The organism is Pseudomonas sp. CFII68 (assembly GCF_000416195.1).
Taxonomy (GTDB): Bacteria; Pseudomonadota; Gammaproteobacteria; order Pseudomonadales; family Pseudomonadaceae; genus Aquipseudomonas; species Aquipseudomonas kilonensis.
Map to the genome: position 1 here is coordinate 1 of NZ_ATLN01000080.1, position 17,652 is coordinate 17,652.

Sequence of the window (17,652 nt, forward strand, 5' to 3'; positions counted from 1 at the left end):
GCGGCCCCGCGCCGGCAATGGCCGCGAAGTGATGACCGAACAGAATGTGTTTGTTGGTCGGGACATAGTCCAGGCCATCGTTGTTGAGCACAGCGGGGGTGGCCCGGCGCGCATCGAGTTGCATCACGTTGTTGGCGATGAAGAGGCTGTAGTAGCGGTAGGCGACCAGGTAGATGGCCACGGCTGCGACGACGATCCATAAGGCGTTGATCGCCTCGCCTCGACGCAAGGCCACGACGCCCAGGGCGCACGCGCCTACGACGGCCAGCAGTAGCCAGGGTAGATGGCGCAGCAGGCTATTATTGTTTTTCATTTTTATATTCCAGCCAGGGTGGACAAGAAAGATAGCCACAGGAGTTTAGCGCTAACCCGGGCAAAGGCCATACTCGACATTCGTCTGTCGGTTGCCGAACGGTGACGAGGCTCCCTCAGTAGGGTCTATAGTCAATGAATCTTCAGAGGGAATGCGTAATGAGCGAACGTCGCCGCTTCGTACGAGTTGACTTCCATGCCAGGACCGAGCTGAGCCAGGGCCCCTTCATCTGGCCGGTAGAGTTGCTGGATCTGTCCCTCAAGGGGTTGCTGATCAAGAAACCCGCACCCTGGCTTGGCGATATCGAACGCCCCTTCATGGCTGATATTCATTTGAGCCCTGATGCTGAGATCAAAATGGAAGTTCGGTTGGCCCATGATGACCATGGTCACTTGGGCTTCGCCTGCGAGCACATTGACCTGGACTCCATCGCACACCTACGCCGGCTGGTAGAGCTGAACCTGGGCGACCATGACGAGTTGGAGCGGGAGTTGGCGGCGTTGATCCAGATCTGAAAAGCCCGGTCCCTTGTGACGAGGGGATTCTGTGGGAGCAAGGCTTGCCCGCGATGGCGGCGATGCGGTCCTTCAAAATCGAGTCGCTTGCATCGCGAGCAAGCTTTGCTCCCACATACAGTCCTTGCGCAATTGCCAGCGCTATTCGAACAACGCATCCAACGCCTGTTCCAGGCGCGTCACGGCAATGATCTGCAACCCCGGCGGGGCTTCCTTCGGCGCGTTGCCCTTGGGCACGATGGCGCGTTTGAAACCGTGCTTGGCCGCTTCCTTGAGCCGCTCCTGGCCACTGGGCACCGGCCGCACTTCGCCCGACAACCCCACTTCGCCGAACACCAACAGGTCGTGGGGCAGCGGCCGGTTGCGCAGGCTGGACATGACCGCCGCCATCAACGCCAAGTCGGACGCGGTTTCCAGCACCTTGACCCCGCCCACGACGTTGAGGAACACGTCCTGGTCGTGAGTCGGAATCCCACCGTGTCGATGCAGCACCGCCAGCAACATGGCGAGCCGATTCTGATCCAGGCCCAGGGTGACCCGGCGCGGGTTCGCCAGGTGGCTGTCGTCCACCAGCGCTTGCACCTCGACCAGCATCGGCCGGGTGCCTTCCCACGTCGCCATGACCACACTGCCGGGGACTTCTTCCTGGGCACGCGTCAGAAAGATCGCCGAAGGGTTTGAGACTTCTTTCAAGCCTCTGTCGGTCATGCCGAACACACCCAGTTCGTTCACGGCACCAAAGCGGTTCTTCACCGCCCGCAGCAAACGCAGGCGGCCATCGGATTCGCCTTCGAAATACAACACGGTATCGACCATGTGCTCCAACACGCGCGGCCCCGCCAGCGCGCCTTCCTTGGTGACGTGGCCCACCAGGAAAATCGCCGTGCCGCTCTGCTTGGCGTAGCGCACCAGCAGCGCCGCGCTTTCGCGCACCTGGGACACGCCACCCGGGGCAGATTGCAGCTGTTCAGTGAAAATGGTCTGGATCGAGTCGATCACCATCACCTTGGGTTTTTCCAGGCGCGCCGTGGCGATGATGGTTTCGATGCAGGTTTCGGTCATGACCCGCAACTGGTCCTGGGGCAAGCCCAGGCGCCGGGCGCGCATGGCGACCTGCTGTTGGGATTCTTCACCTGTGACGTACAGCGCCGGCATGCGGGTGGCGAGGCTGCACAAGGTTTGCAACAGGATGGTGGATTTTCCGATGCCCGGATCGCCGCCGATCAGCACCACCGAACCGTCCACCAGGCCACCGCCCAGCACGCGGTCCAGTTCACCGGATGCGGTGGAAAAACGCGGGACTTCTTCGACGCTGACTTCGGCCAGGGTCTTGATCTGCGCCTGCTGACCGGCCCAACCCGTACGACCGGTGGGCGCCGCCGCACCGCCGCTTTCCACCATGGTTTCGGTCAGGGTGTTCCAGGCCCCGCATTCGCTGCATTGGCCGGCCCATTTGGGAAAGGTCGAGCCGCACTCGGTGCAGCCGTACATGCGCTTTGCCTTGGCCATCTGAACTCCGGGTAAAAAACGCGATGATAGCCCACGCAGCGGTCAGCGCGGGACCGGCATTCTGATTTCCCCCCTCGCCAGATCCACCGCGGTATTGCCCAACGGGTCCTGGGCCTGCAGATCGGCGCCCTTGGCCTTCAAGGCGTCGAGCAACTCGGCACGTTTGAACAGGCCGGCATACATCGCCGCGGTCTGCCCGGCGCCGTTGCGTTGGTCCGGGCTGCAATCGGTGGACAACAAACGCCGCGCAATCTGCACTTCGCCCTTGAAAATGGCGCCCATCAGCGCCGTGTTGCCACGTTTATCCTGGGCACAGGCATCGGCACCTGCAGCCAGCAGCCGTTCCACCGCCGGGCCGTGGCCGTGATAAGCCGCCAGAATCAGCGCGGTGTAGCCCTTTTCATCCTGGGTATTGAGCGAATAACCGGCCTCGATAAAAGTCTCGAGCATCGGCACGTCGCCGCGGCGAGCGGCGTCGAAATAATAGTTTTGCAACTGTTCCTGGACCGCAGCCGGTTCGGTGGGTATTGGCTGATCGGCCAGTACGCTCATTGACCAGGTCGCAAGCATCGATAAAAGAAATCTGCGCATCATGACGTCTCCTCTGGCAGATGACTGTGGGGGCATGGTTGTGGGAGCAAGGCTTGCCCGCGATGCAGACAACTCGGTCTGGTTTCAGACCCCAGCGCCTGTTTCGCGAGCAAGCTTTGCTCCCACAGGTCATGCACCTGCCTGGCTGTGGATCAGTCAGTCAGTTTTTCCGCCAGGGCCTTGACCCGAGCCAGGTCGCCTTTGGCGACACGAGCCACGCCAGTGCCGTACTCAGGGTCAGCCTTGTAGAGGAACGACAGGATGATGTGCTTGCTCTCGTCATCGGTGGTCGCCAAAGAGCCGCCGAAGCTGTCGATCAGGTCATCACGCTCTTTCTTGCTGAACGAACGATACAAATCACCGGCCTGCTTGAAGTTCTGCTCACGCTGGATCTTCGCCTGCTGGGTACTGCCGGTCAGCGCGGTCTGGCTATAGCGTGCCGCTTGCGGTTCTTCACGCGGCGTCAGGCGGCTCGGCTGATAATTCACCCCGGTGCTGGTGCTGCCTGGGTTCATCGCACCGTCCTGGTTACCGTTGTTCACCGCCACCTTGGGGGCGTTGATCGGTAATTGCAGGGCATTGGCGCCTATCCGATACATCTGCGTGTCGGCGTAGGAAAATACTCGTCCCTGGAGCAAACGATCTTCGGAAGGTTCGATACCCGGCACCAGATTGGCCGGCGCCATGGCCACCTGCTCGGTTTCCTGGAAGACATTCGCCGGATTGCGGTTCAAGACCATTTTCCCGACTTTTCGCTCAGGCACGCCCGGCCAGATCTTGGTCGCGTCGAGTGGGTCGAAGTCAAACTTGGCAAGGTCCTGTGGGTTCAGTACCTGGACGTACAAGTCCCACTTCGGGAAGTCGCCCTTATTAATATGAGTCACCAGATCATTTGTCATATGGCTGTAATCTTGACCCTGAACTTTCACAACTTCTTTCGGATCGAGATTTTTCAAGCCCTGCAAACTTTTCCAATGAAACTTCACGTAGTGAACTTCACCCTTGGCATTAACCAACTTGTAGGCATGTACACCATTGCCGTCCATTTCGCGGTAACTGGCCGGTGTCCCGGAGTTGGAATACAACTCGGTCAGGGTGCGGGTCGATTCTGGAACATGGGAGAAGAAATCGAAGCGGCGTGAATCATCGTCCAGGTTGGTCCGCGGGTCGGGTTTGAAGGCGTGGACCATGTCCGGAAACTTGATGGCATCGCGGATGAAGAAGGTCGGGAAGTTGTTACCCACCAAGTCCCAATTACCGTCGGCGGTGTAGAACTTCGTGGCGAAACCACGGGGATCGCGCAGGGTTTCCGGCGAATGATTGCCGTGCACCACGGCAGAAAAACGCACGAACACCGGCGTGACCTGGCCTGCGGCAAAGACCTTGGCCTTGGTCAGGTCGCTGAGGTCGTCGGAAACGGTGAATGTGCCATGGGCGCTGGTCCCACGGGCATGCACCACGCGCTCGGGGATACGTTCACGGTCAAAACGCTGGAGCTTCTGGATCAACTGCACGTCTTGCAGCAGGGTCGGGCCGTTGGGGCCAGCCGTTTGCGAGTTCTGGTTGTCGCCGACAGCCGCACCGTTGTCCCGGGTCAGGGTGGCCGCGTTGACAGACAAGGACAAAAGGCTCGCGGTCAGCACAAAAAAAGCGCGGCGATGGGAATAAGCCCCGTGGCCAAGGGAAGTGTTCATAGGCGTGTTCCTCTGATGTTATAGAGCGCATCCATGTGCGCCATCCAGAGGCTAGTGCTCGGAAAAGGAAAACCTAAATAGAAATGCCGTACCGTGTCGATAGAAAAAACGTTGTGGGGCACCAGGCTGAAACCGCGTATCACGCGCGATTGATGGCACTTTGAAAACTTTTCACCCGGGACCGGGTCGATAATTGAAGCTTTGTAAGCAGGCGTTTCGAGCAAGACTCGTCGGGCTGACTTACACTGCCACTCATCTTTAATCTGTCACAAGGAATAACTCATGGGCGTGCTAAGCGAGTTCAAGGCCTTCGCGGTCAAAGGCAATGTCGTCGACATGGCCGTCGGGATCATCATCGGTGCCGCTTTCGGCAAAATCGTTTCGTCATTCGTTGGCGACGTGGTCATGCCTCCGATCGGCCTGCTGATTGGTGGAGTGGACTTCAGTGACCTGGCCATCACCCTCAAGGCCGCCCAGGGTGAGGCGCCTGCCGTTATGCTGGCCTACGGTAAATTCATCCAGAGCACCATCGACTTCATCATCGTGGCGTTCGCCATTTTCATGGGCGTCAAGGCCATCAACCGCCTCAAGCGTGAAGAAGCCGTGGCTCCTAGCGCCCCACCGGTTCCGACCAAGGAAGAACTGCTGCTCACCGAAATTCGCGACCTGCTCAAGACCCAGAACGAGCGGCCCTGAGGCAGTCAGTCACTGACCCCTCCTGTGGCGAGGGGATTTATCCCCTCGCCACAACCTACCAGTAGTTTTCCACCGCCACCTGGCCCGGCCGACGAGTCAGGCTCAGTTGCAGCCCCCTGGCCTTGAGCAACTTGCGTGTGTCATCGATCATTTGCGGATTGCCGCACAGCATCACTCGCGAATGCTCCGGCGTCAGCGCTACGCCGGCCGCCCGCTCCAGCTCGCCATTTTCGATCAGCGTGGTGATCCGCCCACTGAGCGCCCCCGGATGTTGCTCACGGGTGACGCTCGCAATGAAACGAAACTTGTGGGCGTACTCGGCCAGGTAGTCGCGCTGGGGCAGTTCCTTGATCAGCGCCTGATACGCCAGCTCCTGCGCCTCGCGCACGCTGTAGACCAGGATGATCCGCTCGAATTTTTCCCAGACCTCAAAATCCTGGAGGATCGAAAGAAACGGCGCCACACCCGTTCCGGTAGACAGCAGCCACAAATCCCGACCATCGACAAAGCGATCCAGCGTCAGGTAGCCGAAAGCCTGGCGATCCACCAACAGTGCGTCACCCGGCTGCAGACGGCTGAGCTCACTGGTGAACTCGCCATCGGGAACCACGATGGAAAAGAATTCGAGGAACTCGTCGAACGGCGAAGACACCATGGAATACGCCCGCCAGACGGTGGTTCCGTCCGCCTTGACGACCCCCAGCCGGGCAAACTGACCCGCCCGAAAGCGAAAGCCGCGATCCCGGGTCGTGCGCAACGTAAACAGATGAGGCGTCAACGGCTGGACATCGAGCAGGGTTTGGCGGGTGAACTTCTCTGCGCTGTCGGTCATGAGCCACTCCTATGGGACAAGACATACAGTGTCCCGCAAAGTGAACCGTTTCACCACCGACGGGCAAGTAATAGCACTTTAGTTGCACTCATCCCATTTAAACCTTTACCAAAACTGTACAAAGTTAGAACACTGTAAAAGAAATCAATCTACAGAACTAATGCATTACAATTTTGTAAGCTAGTTAAAAAAATCTCACTACAAGTTAGGAAAAGTCCTACACTAAAAATTCGCATCAGGGATTGGATCCGCATGGACGAATCAAACCCAGGAGAAAGCGATGGACAGGTGGAAGGACTTGTTGCTGAGGAAGTTATCCTGTGAAAAAGACCTGCAGACGGCCTATCGTCTGGTAGTGAATTTCTTTAACAATCAAGGATTTGAATACTGTGCATTTGCAACCTATCTCGGAAGTCCCAACAAACACACCAGTAAGGTGAACCTGAATAATTACCCTTATGGATGGGATCGGCTTTATGAACAAAACGGTTACGCATCGAACGACCCACTAGTAGCACATTGCAATCAATCACCACTTCCGATCATGTGGGATGAGAATGTTTTCGCTCAGGCCCCTAAGTTATGGCGAGAACTTAATCGACAAGGACTCAAGTACGGCTGGACCCAGGCCGTTCATGACGAACAAGGGGCACAGTCCAGCCTGTTCAGCCTTGCACGAACCCACTGTCCCATCGATATCGAGGAGCACTATGCAAATCTCGGCTACGCCATCTTCGCCAGTCAAAAGCTGCATGCGCTTGCCAGCAAAAAACTGGCGGACGCCCTCGCAGTCCAGCCAAAATGTCACTTGTCACCCAGAGAGATCGAAGTATTGAGGTGGTCAGCCGAAGGCAAGACGGCGTCGGAAGTGGGCAGGATCCTTTGTCTTTCCGAACGAACCGTGAATTTCCATGTGTGCAGTTGCATGCGAAAACTGAACGTCAGCAATAAGATTTCAGCGGTGGCTAAAGCCGCCCAGATCCATGTGATCTGACCCGTGGCACGACACTGTCGAGCTGAAAAACCCACGAGTAATGTGCAACAAAAAAACGTACCATTTACGGTTCCACTTGGATGATGCCGCTTCTTGCACGCGACGCCGTTCATTCAGGAGGTCCCGCACGCACAGACACCTACCTCCAGGCAGCGGGACATTCGTTGATCTCCAGAGTCCCCAGCCATGCCCCTGCTCGACAGCCCCTTCGCCCAACTCGACCTGATCCGCCAACCCGAACAGCAGAACGAACCACTGCAAGCCTTCGATGCGGCCGACGAGTACCTGCTCGCGTACCTGGCCGAACAACAGCCGAGCGCACAGACTCGGGTCCTGGTACTCAATGACGGCTTCGGCGCCCTGGCGGCCAGTCTGGCGGACAACGTCCTGGTGACCAGCAGCGGTGACTCCTTCCTGGCGTTGCAGGCGCTGGAGAAAAACCTGGTGCGCAATGGCCGATCCTTCGATGCAGTGCCGACGCTGCCCGCCAGCGAGCCACTGACCGGCCCGTTCGATCGCGTCCTGATCAAAGTACCGAAAACCCTGGCCTTGCTGGAGGAACAGCTGATTCGCCTGCAAGGCCAACTGGCGCCAGGCGCCCAGGTGATTGCCGGGGCCATGATCAAGCACCTGCCCCGGGCCGCTGGCGATTTGTTGGAGCGGTATATCGGCCCGGTGCAGGCCTCCCTGGCGGTGAAAAAAGCGCGGCTGTTGATTGCCACGCCACAACCCGGCTCTTCACAAGGCAGTGCGCCGATCGTATCGCCCTACCCCACGCGTTACTGGTTGGACGAGCCAAAGATCGAGCTGCTCAACCACGCCAACGTGTTCTGCCGCGAAGGCCTGGACATCGGCACCCGTGCGTTCCTGCCACATCTGCCGAAAAACCTCGGGACGGCCCGGGTCGCGGACCTGGGGTGCGGCAACGGCGTGCTGGCCATCGCCAGCGCCCTGCAAAACCCCGAGGCCCATTACACCCTGGTGGACGAGTCGTACATGGCCGTGCAATCGGCCGCCGAGAATTGGCGTGCAGCCCTGGGCGAACGCGAAGTGACCCTGCGGGCCGGTGATGGCCTGGCCGGACAAGAGGCGCAGTCACTGGATGTGGTGCTGTGCAATCCACCCTTCCACCAGCAGCAAGTGGTGGGCGATTTCCTCGCCTGGCGGATGTTCCAGCAGGCTCGCGAAGCGCTGGTGGTGGGCGGCGCGCTGTACATCGTCGGCAACCGGCACCTGGGTTACCACAGCAAACTGACGCGGTTGTTCCGCGGTGTCGAGCAAGTGGCCGCCACGCCGAAATTCGTGATCCTCAAAGCCCGCAAATAAATCGTCTGTGGGAGCAAAGCTGGCTCGCGATGCAAGCACCTCGGCTCCTGCGAGACCGCAGTGTCCTCATCGCGAGCAAGCTCGCTCCCACAGGGACATCAGTGAGTGGTCAGGCCCGCGGCATTCATGAACATCCGCATCAGGCTGGCGACGATGAACAGCGCCAGCACACTGCCGGTCCAGATCGTCACCAGCCAGCCGAGTCGCTGCCAGAGAGGCTTGCGTTCGGCAGCCTCGATGTCTTTCAAGTCAGGTTTGGCCATGCTCGACGCCCTCAATGGTAACCATCGTCGTGGGTCACCTTGCCGCGGAACACGTAGTAGCTCCAGAAGGTGTACACCAGGATCAACGGAATGATGAACAGCGTGCCGACCAGCATGAAACCCTGGCTCTGGGGCGGTGACGAGGCGTCCCAGATCGAGATGGACGGCGGCACGATGTTCGGCCACAGGCTGATGCCCAAGCCGCTGTAGCCGAGGAAGATCAGCACCAGGGTCAGGATGAAGGGCGTGTAGTTGGCATTGCGCGCCACCGCGCGGAACAAGCCGTACATCGTCACCAGCACCAGGATCGGCACCGGCAGGAACCAGAACAGGTTCGGCAGGGTGAACCAGCGGGCCGCGATGTCCGCATGGGCCAGCGGCGTCCAGATGCTGACAATACCGATCACCGCCAGCACCACGAACGCCAGCGGCCGGGCCAGGTCATGCATCTGCTCTTGCAACTTGCCCTCGGTCTTCATGATCAGCCAGGTGCAGCCGAGCAACGCGTAGGCCGCGATCAACGCCAGGCCACAGAACATCGTGAATGGCGTGAACCAGTCCAGGGAGCCGCCGGCGAACTGGCGATTGACCACCTCGAAGCCGTCGATGAACGCCCCCAGCGCCACACCCTGGAAGAAGGTGGCCGTCAGCGAACCGCCAATGAATGCCTTGTCCCAGAGGTGACGCTTCTCAGCCTTGGCCTTGAAGCGGAACTCGAAGGCCACGCCGCGGAAGATCAAGCCGATGAGCATCAGGATCAACGGCAGGTACAGCGCCGAAAGCACCACCGAGTAGGCCAGCGGAAACGCTCCGAACAACCCGGCACCGCCCAGCACCAGCCAGGTTTCGTTACCGTCCCAGACCGGGGCCACAGTGTTCATCATCACGTCGCGGTCGCGCTCGCCCTTGACGAAGGGGAAGAGAATGCCGATCCCCAGGTCGAAGCCGTCCATGATCACGTACATCATGATGCCGAAGATGATGACCACGGCCCAGATCAGCGGAAGATCAATACCCATGACTCAATTCCCCTTGTTCGAGCGGTCGTTGTGGTCCACATCGTCGCCGTCATCGGCGGCCGACAATGGCCGGGCCGGCGTGCGTTTCTGGCCCGGGCCACCATCGCTCGGCTCGGTTTCGTGGGCCTCCGGCCCCTTGCGCACCAGGCGCATCATGTAGCTCAGGCCCGCACCGAACAGCGCGAAATACACCACGACGAACAGCACCAGGGTGATGCTCATCTGGGCGAAGCTGTGGCCGGACGAAGCATCGGCCGTGCGCATCAGGCCATAGACCACCCAGGGCTGGCGGCCGATCTCCGTGGTAAACCAGCCAGCCAGGATCGCGATCAGCCCGGACGGCCCCATCCACAGCACCATGTAGAGGAACGGCCGGGATTGATAGATCCGATCGTTGCGGCGCAGCCACAGGCTGCACAGGCCGGTGAAAATCATCAGCAGCCCAAGGCCGACCATGACCCGGAACGACCAGAACACGATGGTCGAGTTCGGTCGGTCCTCAGGCGGGAACTCCTTGAGGGCCGGCACCTGCTTGTCCAGGCTGTGGGTCAGGATCAAGCTTCCCAGGTAAGGAATTTCCACGGCGTATTTGGTTTTTTCCGCCTTCATGTCGGGCCAGCCGAACAGGATCAGCGGGGTCGGTTCATTGCCGACGTTTTCCCAGTGGCCTTCGATGGCGGCGATTTTCGCCGGTTGATGCTTGAGGGTGTTCAGGCCATGGAAGTCGCCGATGACCGCCTGTATCGGCGCCACCAGCAAGGCCATCCACATCGCCATCGACAGCATCCGGCGAATGGCCGGGTTGTCACGGCCGCGCAGCAAATGCCAGGCCGCCGACGAGCCGACGAAGAACGCCGTGGCGACGAACGCTGCGGTGGACATGTGCAGCAATCGATAAGGGAAGGAGGGGTTGAACACCACCGCCAGCCAATCCACCGGGATCACCCGGCCATCAATGATTTCGTAACCCTGGGGGGTTTGCATCCAACTGTTGGAGGACAGGATCCAGAAGGTCGAGATCAGGGTGCCGATCGCCACCATGACCGTGGAAAAGAAATGCAGCCCGCGGCCGACGCGATTCCAGCCGAACAGCATCACGCCCAGGAAACCCGCCTCGAGGAAGAACGCCGTGAGCACCTCGTAGGTCAGCAACGGCCCGGTCACCGCACCGGCGAAGTCCGAGAAACGACTCCAGTTGGTCCCGAACTGATAGGCCATGACCAACCCGGACACCACCCCCATGCCGAAGTTGACGGCAAATATCTTCGACCAGAAGTGGTACAGGTCGCGGTAGGTGTCATCGCGGGTCTTGAGCCACAAGCCTTCGAGTACCGCCAGGTAACTCGCCAGGCCAATGGTGATGGCCGGGAACAGGATGTGGAACGAGATGGTGAACGCGAACTGGATTCGGGCGAGATCGAGCGCCTCCAAACCGAACATAAGTCTTCCTCTGTCAGGTAAAACCGGCTGCGGGCGGGGCTTGCACCAGCCTCCAGGATATGGAGTGCGATGCTTTTCAAATCGTTCTTTTTATAACCGTCACAACGCAGGACTCTGGCCGGATGGCCACCAGCCCAACGCCTCGAGAGGTATTGACCTGGATCAAGCAATGTTCAAAGAGTAGCCGCATTCTCGTCGATGAACGGCGTGGTCGTTTGTCGCGTGACAGGTTGTCTCAGGGCTGGCTGAGGCGAAGGGATGTGTGGGAGCAAGGCTGTGCGGGAGCAAGGCTGTGTGGGAGCAGGCTGTGTGGGAGCAGGCTGTGTGGGAGCAAGGCTTGCCCGCGATACAGGCAATGCGGTCTTTCTGAAATCGAGTCGCGTCCATCGCGGGCAAGCCTTGCTCCCACAAAGGGATAAATCCCCTCGCCACAAAAAAACGGTGCGATGTGGAAGATCGATGCTTGGCTAACTATTTTTCCAGCCACCGCAACTTCCAGTTACAGCTCGGTGATAATCTCGATGCCTTCATCACCGGACCCGTCATAGATGCCCAGCCAAGCGCCGCTGCTGCTCCGTCACCACCGTCCCTTCATCGCCTTCTGGCTGGCCCGGATATTCACCGCCAGCGGCTTCCAGATGCTCACCGTGGCCATCGGCTGGAACCTCTATCAACTGACCGGCAACGTCCTGGACCTTGGCCTGGTGGGGTTGGTGGAGTTTGCCCCGCGCGTGCTGTTCATGCTCCACACCGGGCATGTGGCCGACCGCTATGACCGGCGCAAGGTGGCGGCCATCTGCCAGTCATTGCAGGCGATGATTGCCCTGGCGCTGGTGATCGGCAGCGCCACCGAGAATGTCACGCGGGAAATGATCTTCATCCTCGCCTTCCTGCTGGGCGCCGCCCGCTCCTTCGAAATGCCCACCACCCAGGCGCTGCTACCGAGCATCGTGCCGGCTGCGCTGTTTCCCCGTGCCGTGGCCGCCGCGCAATCAGCCCAGCAGTCGGCCACCATCGTCGCCCCGGCGCTCGGCGGCTTGCTCTACGCCTTTGGCAGTGTCTGGGTCTACGGGCCGACGGTGCTGCTTTACCTCATCGCCTGCGGCCTGATGCTCAACCTGCCCGCCCGGCAGACGCCGCTGAACAAAGGCAAGGCGACGCTGGATTCGTTGCTCGCCGGGATTCGCTTCATTCGCAGTCGCCCGGACATTCTCGGGGCGATCTCCCTGGACCTGTTCGCGGTGTTGCTCGGCGGCGCGACGGCGCTGCTGCCGGTGTTCGCCAAGGACATCCTGCTCACCGGCCCCTGGGGCCTGGGCCTGTTGCGCTCGGCACCGGCGGTCGGGGCCTTGCTGATGTCGCTGTGGCTGGCGCGGTTTGCCGTGGAGCGCAAGGTCGGCCGGGTGATGTTCACGGCGGTGGGCGTGTTCGGCGTCGCCACCATTGCATTCGGCCTCTCCACTTCGTTCTGGTTTTCCCTGGCGGTGCTGGTGGTGCTGGGCGCGGCGGACATGATCAGCATGGTGATCCGTGCCTCCTTCGTACAACTGGAAACACCGGATGAAATGCGCGGCCGGGTCAGCGCGGTGAACGGGTTGTTCATCGGTGCCTCGAACCAGTTGGGCGAGTTCGAGTCCGGCCTCACCGCCCACTGGTTCGGCACCGTGCCGGCGGTGGTCATGGGCGGCGTCGGCACGCTGCTGGTCACCGGAACCTGGATCAAACTGTTCCCGACCCTGGCCAACCGTGACCGGATGCACGAACCGGTGGATGAAGCAAAAGCCTAGAGCAGCTTGTCGAGGGTGATCGGGAAATCCCGCACCCGTTTGCCGGTGGCGTGATAGATCGCGTTGGCCACCCGATTGACCTTCACGGGACCCAAGTCTTCATCTACCAATACCTCGACGAACACCGCCGAGTGGGTGGCGGTGGCGTAGGCCTGGCGCTTTTCGTCCGGCTCAGCAGTGGCAACCGCAAGAGACACAGATTTTCCTGGCATGTGCGGTATCTATGTACCGCACCGAGTGTAATGTATCGCCTTACACTCGATTCCATGATTAAATCCTTCCAGCACAAAGGCCTCAGGCTCTTTTATGAGACGGGGTCGACCCGTGGTATCCGGGCGGACCACGGGAAACGCCTGGCCCGCATGCTCCAGTTCATGGACAGGGCGCAGGTCGCCAACGACTTGGATATTCCCGGATGGCGATTGCATCCGCTCAAGGGTGAGCTGGATGGATACTGGTCGCTGGGGGTTTCGGGGAACTGGCGGGTTATTTTTCGTTTCATCGGGTCCGATATCGAACTGGTCGATTATCTGGACTACCACTGATCAGGAGGCTGGAACATGCCCATGCACAATCCGCCACACCCTGGCGAAACCTTGCGGCTGGACGTGTTGCCCGAGCTGGGCATCACGGTCACCGAACTGGCGCGACACCTGGGCTTCGCCCGGCCTCATCTCTCCCGGGTATTGCATGGTCATGCGCCCATCAGCCCCGATCTGGCCGTGCGCCTGGAGCGTGCCGGGATCGGCAAGGCCAGGGTCTGGCTGGGCGTCCAGACCGATTACGATTTGTGGCAAGCCGAGCAGCGCGTGCAGCCTGTGATCGAGCCGTTCCCACAACACGCTTGATGTCCGTCAGGCCAGCAACTCCGCCGCCACCACACTCCTCACGCCCTTGCCACTGAGTTGTTCCACCAGCGTCAAGGCAAACGCCAGGGCGGCGGCCGAACCCTGGGCGGTGATGCAGTTGCCATCCACCACCACGGGTTGATCGACGAAGCTGCACCCGGACAACTGCTGGCTGACGGCGGGCAGGCAGGTCATGCGCCGTTGGCGCAGGACGCCAAAGGCCTGTAGCGCCAGGGCCGGGGCTTCGGCGATGGCGGCGAAAAACCGTCCGGTGGCGGCCTGGCCCTTGATCAGTTGTTGCAGCGGCTGATGGGCCGCCAAGTGTTGGGCGCCGATGATGCCGCCCGGCAGGACGACCAGGTCGAAGTCCTGCACGAGCACGTCCACCAGCATGCCATCGGCCGTCAGGCGCGTGCCGCGGGCGCAGGTGAGCATCCGTCGCCCTTCGATGCTCGCCACCACGGTTTCGATCTGCGCTCGACGCAGCACATCGATCAGGGTGACCGTCTGCAAGTCGTCGACACCCTCGGCGACGACTATCAGGGCTCGGGGGATCTTGGTTCCTGGAATCATGGGCGCTCTCTCCACTGGCTGATACCTGTAGTGTAGGAGCTGCCGAAGGCTGCGATCTTTTGATAGGCGCTTGAGATTCAAGCGCCTGGAAAAAGATCGCAGCCTCGCTTCGCTCGACAGCTCCTACACAGCCCCTACATGGGACAGCGGTTATTTGATGTACAGCTGGGTCGACATCCGGTTGCCCGGTGCGTTGATCGAGATGTTGCTGAAGCTGAAGGTGCCCTCTTGCTTGCCCTTCAGGTCAAAGATGTACACATAGCCAACGACCTTGGTCCGCACGGAGCAGTCGTTAAGGTTGCCGTTACTGTACGCACACACGGGCGAGCGGGTGCCGTCGACTTCAAAGCCGTCCAGGGTGACATGGGGCTGGCGGCCATAACCGACCTCCAGCACGTAGACCTTGATATTCGGGCCACTGTGGTCGCAACGCGTCTGCGCCTGCCCCGGGACGATGTCCTCGAAGCCACAGGCCGGCGACTCGACCTTGAGCACCTTGACCTCGCTCAAGGGCGGTGCCGACGCGGCATTGGCGGCCTGGCCGGACAACCACCAGCCCAGCATGCAACCCACCGCCGCCAGCAGCTTTTTATTCATGCAATACATAGAGACCTCCCGGAACCGCGCGCAGTATGGCCCACTTGGCGCGTTGGCAAAACATCGACGACGATCGCAGCCACAACGCTACGCTGCTGGTATGATGCGCGGCTTTTTCCGACCCGCAGAAAATTCCCGGGCGCCGCTGGCGACCTGTGCTTTGCTGTTGAGGTCGATACATTCACGGCGCCGGGCGCGCCACGGGGAGCAGACATGCTGGAAAGGCTGTTTCAACTCAAGGCACACAACACCAACGTGCGGACCGAGATCCTGGCGGGCGTCACAACGTTCCTGGCGATGGCCTACATTCTGTTCGTCAACCCGAGCATCCTCGGCGAAACCGGCATGGACAAGGGCGCGGTGTTCGTCGCCACCTGCCTGGCAGCGGCCATTGGCTCCACGGTCATGGGCCTGATCGCCAACTATCCGATCGCCCTCGCCCCGGGCATGGGCCTGAATGCCTTCTTTACCTACACCGTGGTCCTGCACATGGGCCACACCTGGCAAGTGGCGCTGGGTGCAGTGTTCATCTCCGCCGTACTGTTCTTCATATTGTCGATCTTTCGTATCCGCGAATGGATCATCAACAGCATCCCGCTGCCGCTGCGCTCGGCGATTGCCGCCGGCATCGGCCTGTTCCTGGCGCTGATCGCCCTGAACAACGCCGGCATCGTGGTGAAAAACCCGGCGACCATGGTCGGCCTCGGCGACTTGAAACAACCGGCGCCGATCCTTGCGACCCTCGGCTTTGTCCTGATCGTCGCCCTCGAAGCCTTGAAAGTACGCGGCGCGGTGCTGATCGGCATCCTGGCGGTCACCATCGTTTCGATCCTGATGGGCTTCACCCCGTTCAACGGCGTCATCTCCACGCCACCGTCCCTGGCCCCGACCTTCCTGCAACTGGACATCAAGGGCGCCCTGGACATCGGCCTGGTGAGCGTGATCTTCGCCTTCCTGTTCGTCGACCTGTTCGACAACTCCGGCACCCTGATCGGCGTCGCCAAGCGCGCCGGGCTGATGGGCAAGGACGGCCACATGCCGAAGATGGGCCGTGCGCTGATCGCCGACAGCACCGCCGCCATGGCCGGTTCGCTGCTGGGCACCTCCACCACCACCAGCTACATCGAATCGGCGGCGGGCGTCAGCGCCGGCGGCCGCACCGGCCTGACCGCCGTCGTCGTGGCAATCCTGTTCCTGCTGGCGCTGTTCTTCTCGCCACTGGCCGCCAGCGTCCCGCCCTTCGCCACCGCCCCAGCCCTGTTGTTCGTCGCCGTACTGATGACCTCGGGCCTGGCGGAGATCGACTGGGACGACATCACCGTCGCCGCGCCCGTGGTGGTGACCGCCCTGGCAATGCCGTTCACCTATTCCATCGCCAACGGCATCGCTTTCGGTTTCATCGCCTGGACCGCCATCAAACTGGTCTCGGGCCGTGGCCGTGAGTTGAACCCGGCGCTGGTCATTCTGTCGATCCTGTTCGTGATCAAGTTGGGTTGGTACAACGCATGACTTTTGATTCCCAGGCCTACGCCGCTCAGCTCCAGGACAAAGTCACCCGCTTGCGTGACCTGTTGGCGCCATTCGAGGCACCAGAACCTGCGGTGTTCGATTCGCCCCTGAAGCACTTCCGCCTGCGCGCCGAATTCCGTCTCTGGCGCGAGGCCGGCGAACGGCATTACGCAATGTTCTCCCAGGACGACAAGCGCACACCGATCCTCATTGAAGAGTTTCCCATCGCCAGCCTGCGCATCAACCAGTTGATGCCGCAACTCAAGGCCGCCTGGCAAGCCAGCGCGCCCCTGAGCCACAAGCTGTTCCAGGTGGAGTTCCTGACTACCCTGGCGGGTGACGCGATGATCACCCTGTGTTATCACCGCCCGCTGGACGAGCACTGGCACGCTGCCGCCTCGAAGCTGGCGGCAGACCTGGGCGTGAGCATCATTGGCCGCTCCAAGGGCAAGCGCGAAGTGATCGGCCACGACTACGTGGTAGAGAAGCTCGAAGTGGGCGGTCGCACCTTCAGCTATCGCCAACCCGAAGGCGCCTTCACCCAGCCCAACGGCACGGTGAACCAGAAGATGCTCAACTGGGCCTATGACGCGCTGGGCGATCGCAGCGACGATCTGCTGGAGTTGTACTGCGGCAACGGCAACTTCACCCTGCCCCTGGCCACCCGCGTGCGCAAAGTGCTGGCCACCGAAATCAGCAAGACCTCGGTGAACGCCGCGCTGAGCAACCTCAGCGAAAACGCGGTGGATAACGTCACGCTGGTGCGCCTGTCCGCTGAAGAGCTGACCGAAGCCCTGAACGAAGTCCGGCCGTTCCGTCGCTTGCATGGTATTGACCTGAAAAGCTACGAATTCGGCAGTGTCTTCGTCGATCCGCCTCGTGCCGGCATGGACCCGGACACCTGCGAGCTGACCCGGCGCTTCGACAACATCCTGTACATCTCCTGCAACCCGGACACCCTCGCCGCGAATATCGCGCAACTGAACGACACCCACCGCATCACGCGCTGCGCGTTGTTCGATCAATTTCCCTGGACCCATCACATGGAGTCTGGGGTGTTGTTGACTCGGCGTTAAACGCTGGGGCGACCTCCCACTGGGCTGGACTGGGCAAAGCTCTGTGGGAGCAAGGCTTGCCCGCGATACA

General features: G+C 60.7%; 19 protein-coding genes and 1 pseudogene. 9 read left to right on the forward strand and 11 right to left on the reverse strand.

Features of this window, described 5'->3' with window-relative positions:
• Positions 1–313 (reverse strand): carbon starvation CstA family protein (locus CFII68_RS14460; RefSeq protein WP_018606735.1); only part of this gene is annotated, 313 nt, incomplete at its 3' end.
• A gap of 158 nt (positions 314–471) precedes the next feature.
• Between CFII68_RS14460 and CFII68_RS14455 the strand changes: the two genes are divergently transcribed.
• Positions 472–828: a PilZ domain-containing protein gene (locus CFII68_RS14455; protein WP_018606737.1), complete on the forward strand. Its 357-nt coding sequence runs from the start codon at positions 472–474 to the stop codon at positions 826–828.
• A 141-nt stretch (positions 829–969) separates the two neighbouring features.
• On the opposite strand, the gene radA is transcribed toward CFII68_RS14455, so the two are convergent.
• From radA to katB, 3 genes are all read right to left on the reverse strand, one after another.
• Entirely contained in the window at positions 970–2,337 is a 1,368-nt protein-coding gene (gene radA, locus CFII68_RS14450; RefSeq protein WP_018606739.1) for a DNA repair protein RadA, read from the reverse strand.
• Positions 2,338–2,379: 42 nt separating this feature from the next.
• The gene (locus CFII68_RS14445) at positions 2,380–2,928 is read right to left on the reverse strand and encodes an ankyrin repeat domain-containing protein (protein ID WP_033062625.1); all 549 of its coding nucleotides are present in this window, start codon (positions 2,926–2,928) and stop codon (positions 2,380–2,382) included.
• 152 nt (positions 2,929–3,080) lie between these two features.
• Positions 3,081–4,622: a catalase KatB gene (gene katB, locus CFII68_RS14440; protein ID WP_018606743.1), complete on the reverse strand. Its 1,542-nt coding sequence runs from the start codon at positions 4,620–4,622 to the stop codon at positions 3,081–3,083.
• Positions 4,623–4,904: 282 nt separating this feature from the next.
• On the opposite strand from katB, the gene mscL reads away from it, so the two are divergent.
• Positions 4,905–5,318, forward strand: a complete 414-nt coding sequence (gene mscL, locus CFII68_RS14435; protein ID WP_018606745.1) for a large-conductance mechanosensitive channel protein MscL — start codon at positions 4,905–4,907, stop codon at positions 5,316–5,318.
• A gap of 55 nt (positions 5,319–5,373) precedes the next feature.
• Here mscL and CFII68_RS14430 read toward each other — a convergent pair whose 3' ends face one another.
• Positions 5,374–6,150, reverse strand: coding sequence for a ferredoxin--NADP reductase (locus CFII68_RS14430; protein WP_018606747.1), 777 nt, complete (start codon positions 6,148–6,150; stop codon positions 5,374–5,376).
• 280 nt (positions 6,151–6,430) lie between these two features.
• Between CFII68_RS14430 and CFII68_RS14425 the strand changes: the two genes are divergently transcribed.
• Together CFII68_RS14425 and CFII68_RS14420 are read left to right on the forward strand one after the other, a co-directional pair.
• The gene (locus tag CFII68_RS14425) at positions 6,431–7,144 is read left to right on the forward strand and encodes an autoinducer binding domain-containing protein (protein WP_018606748.1); all 714 of its coding nucleotides are present in this window, start codon (positions 6,431–6,433) and stop codon (positions 7,142–7,144) included.
• Between the two features lie 186 nt (positions 7,145–7,330).
• Complete coding sequence (locus tag CFII68_RS14420) at positions 7,331–8,470, forward strand: methyltransferase (RefSeq protein ID WP_018606750.1); 1,140 nt, start codon at positions 7,331–7,333, stop codon at positions 8,468–8,470.
• A 98-nt stretch (positions 8,471–8,568) separates the two neighbouring features.
• Here the strand turns inward: CFII68_RS14420 and CFII68_RS26755 are convergent, their stop codons facing one another.
• The 3 genes from CFII68_RS26755 to CFII68_RS14410 are packed head-to-tail and all read right to left on the reverse strand — an operon-like array spanning position 8,569 to position 11,192.
• Positions 8,569–8,733: a DUF2474 domain-containing protein gene (locus CFII68_RS26755; protein ID WP_018606752.1), complete on the reverse strand. Its 165-nt coding sequence runs from the start codon at positions 8,731–8,733 to the stop codon at positions 8,569–8,571.
• A gap of 11 nt (positions 8,734–8,744) precedes the next feature.
• Positions 8,745–9,752 (reverse strand): cytochrome d ubiquinol oxidase subunit II, encoded by a 1,008-nt coding sequence (cydB, locus tag CFII68_RS14415; RefSeq protein WP_018606753.1) that lies wholly within the window; start codon positions 9,750–9,752, stop codon positions 8,745–8,747.
• Between the two features lie 3 nt (positions 9,753–9,755).
• Positions 9,756–11,192 carry a cytochrome ubiquinol oxidase subunit I gene (locus CFII68_RS14410; protein ID WP_018606755.1) on the reverse strand — a complete coding sequence of 479 codons (1,437 nt, stop codon included), beginning with the start codon at positions 11,190–11,192 and terminating at the stop codon, positions 9,756–9,758.
• 548 nt (positions 11,193–11,740) lie between these two features.
• On the opposite strand from CFII68_RS14410, the gene CFII68_RS14405 reads away from it, so the two are divergent.
• Positions 11,741–12,979, forward strand: a complete 1,239-nt coding sequence (locus CFII68_RS14405; protein ID WP_018606757.1) for an MFS transporter — start codon at positions 11,741–11,743, stop codon at positions 12,977–12,979.
• On the opposite strand, the pseudogene CFII68_RS14400 reads toward CFII68_RS14405, so the two are convergent.
• A pseudogene (locus tag CFII68_RS14400) lies at positions 12,976–13,155 on the reverse strand (hypothetical protein); the annotation flags it as partial. The gene CFII68_RS14405 and the pseudogene CFII68_RS14400 overlap by 4 nt on opposite strands.
• Before the next feature lie 90 nt (positions 13,156–13,245).
• Here CFII68_RS14400 and CFII68_RS14395 point away from each other — a divergent pair.
• Both CFII68_RS14395 and CFII68_RS14390 read left to right on the forward strand, forming a co-directional pair.
• On the forward strand, positions 13,246–13,524 hold the full coding sequence (locus CFII68_RS14395) for a type II toxin-antitoxin system RelE/ParE family toxin (protein WP_024618210.1): 279 nt from the start codon (positions 13,246–13,248) through the stop codon (positions 13,522–13,524).
• Between the two features lie 15 nt (positions 13,525–13,539).
• Positions 13,540–13,827 carry a HigA family addiction module antitoxin gene (locus tag CFII68_RS14390; protein WP_018606762.1) on the forward strand — a complete coding sequence of 96 codons (288 nt, stop codon included), beginning with the start codon at positions 13,540–13,542 and terminating at the stop codon, positions 13,825–13,827.
• A gap of 6 nt (positions 13,828–13,833) precedes the next feature.
• Here CFII68_RS14390 and CFII68_RS14385 read toward each other — a convergent pair whose 3' ends face one another.
• Together CFII68_RS14385 and CFII68_RS14380 are read right to left on the reverse strand one after the other, a co-directional pair.
• The gene (locus CFII68_RS14385; RefSeq protein ID WP_014340316.1) at positions 13,834–14,400 is read right to left on the reverse strand and encodes a DJ-1 family glyoxalase III; all 567 of its coding nucleotides are present in this window, start codon (positions 14,398–14,400) and stop codon (positions 13,834–13,836) included.
• Between the two features lie 150 nt (positions 14,401–14,550).
• Positions 14,551–15,006: a DUF4879 domain-containing protein gene (locus CFII68_RS14380; protein ID WP_003205802.1), complete on the reverse strand. Its 456-nt coding sequence runs from the start codon at positions 15,004–15,006 to the stop codon at positions 14,551–14,553.
• A gap of 204 nt (positions 15,007–15,210) precedes the next feature.
• On the opposite strand from CFII68_RS14380, the gene CFII68_RS14375 reads away from it, so the two are divergent.
• Together CFII68_RS14375 and trmA are read left to right on the forward strand one after the other, a co-directional pair.
• On the forward strand, positions 15,211–16,506 hold the full coding sequence (locus CFII68_RS14375) for an NCS2 family permease (protein ID WP_018606769.1): 1,296 nt from the start codon (positions 15,211–15,213) through the stop codon (positions 16,504–16,506).
• Positions 16,503–17,582 (forward strand): tRNA (uridine(54)-C5)-methyltransferase TrmA, encoded by a 1,080-nt coding sequence (trmA, locus tag CFII68_RS14370; RefSeq protein ID WP_018606771.1) that lies wholly within the window; start codon positions 16,503–16,505, stop codon positions 17,580–17,582. The genes CFII68_RS14375 and trmA overlap by 4 nt, the downstream gene beginning before the upstream one ends.
• The last annotated feature ends 70 nt before the right edge of the window (positions 17,583–17,652 follow it).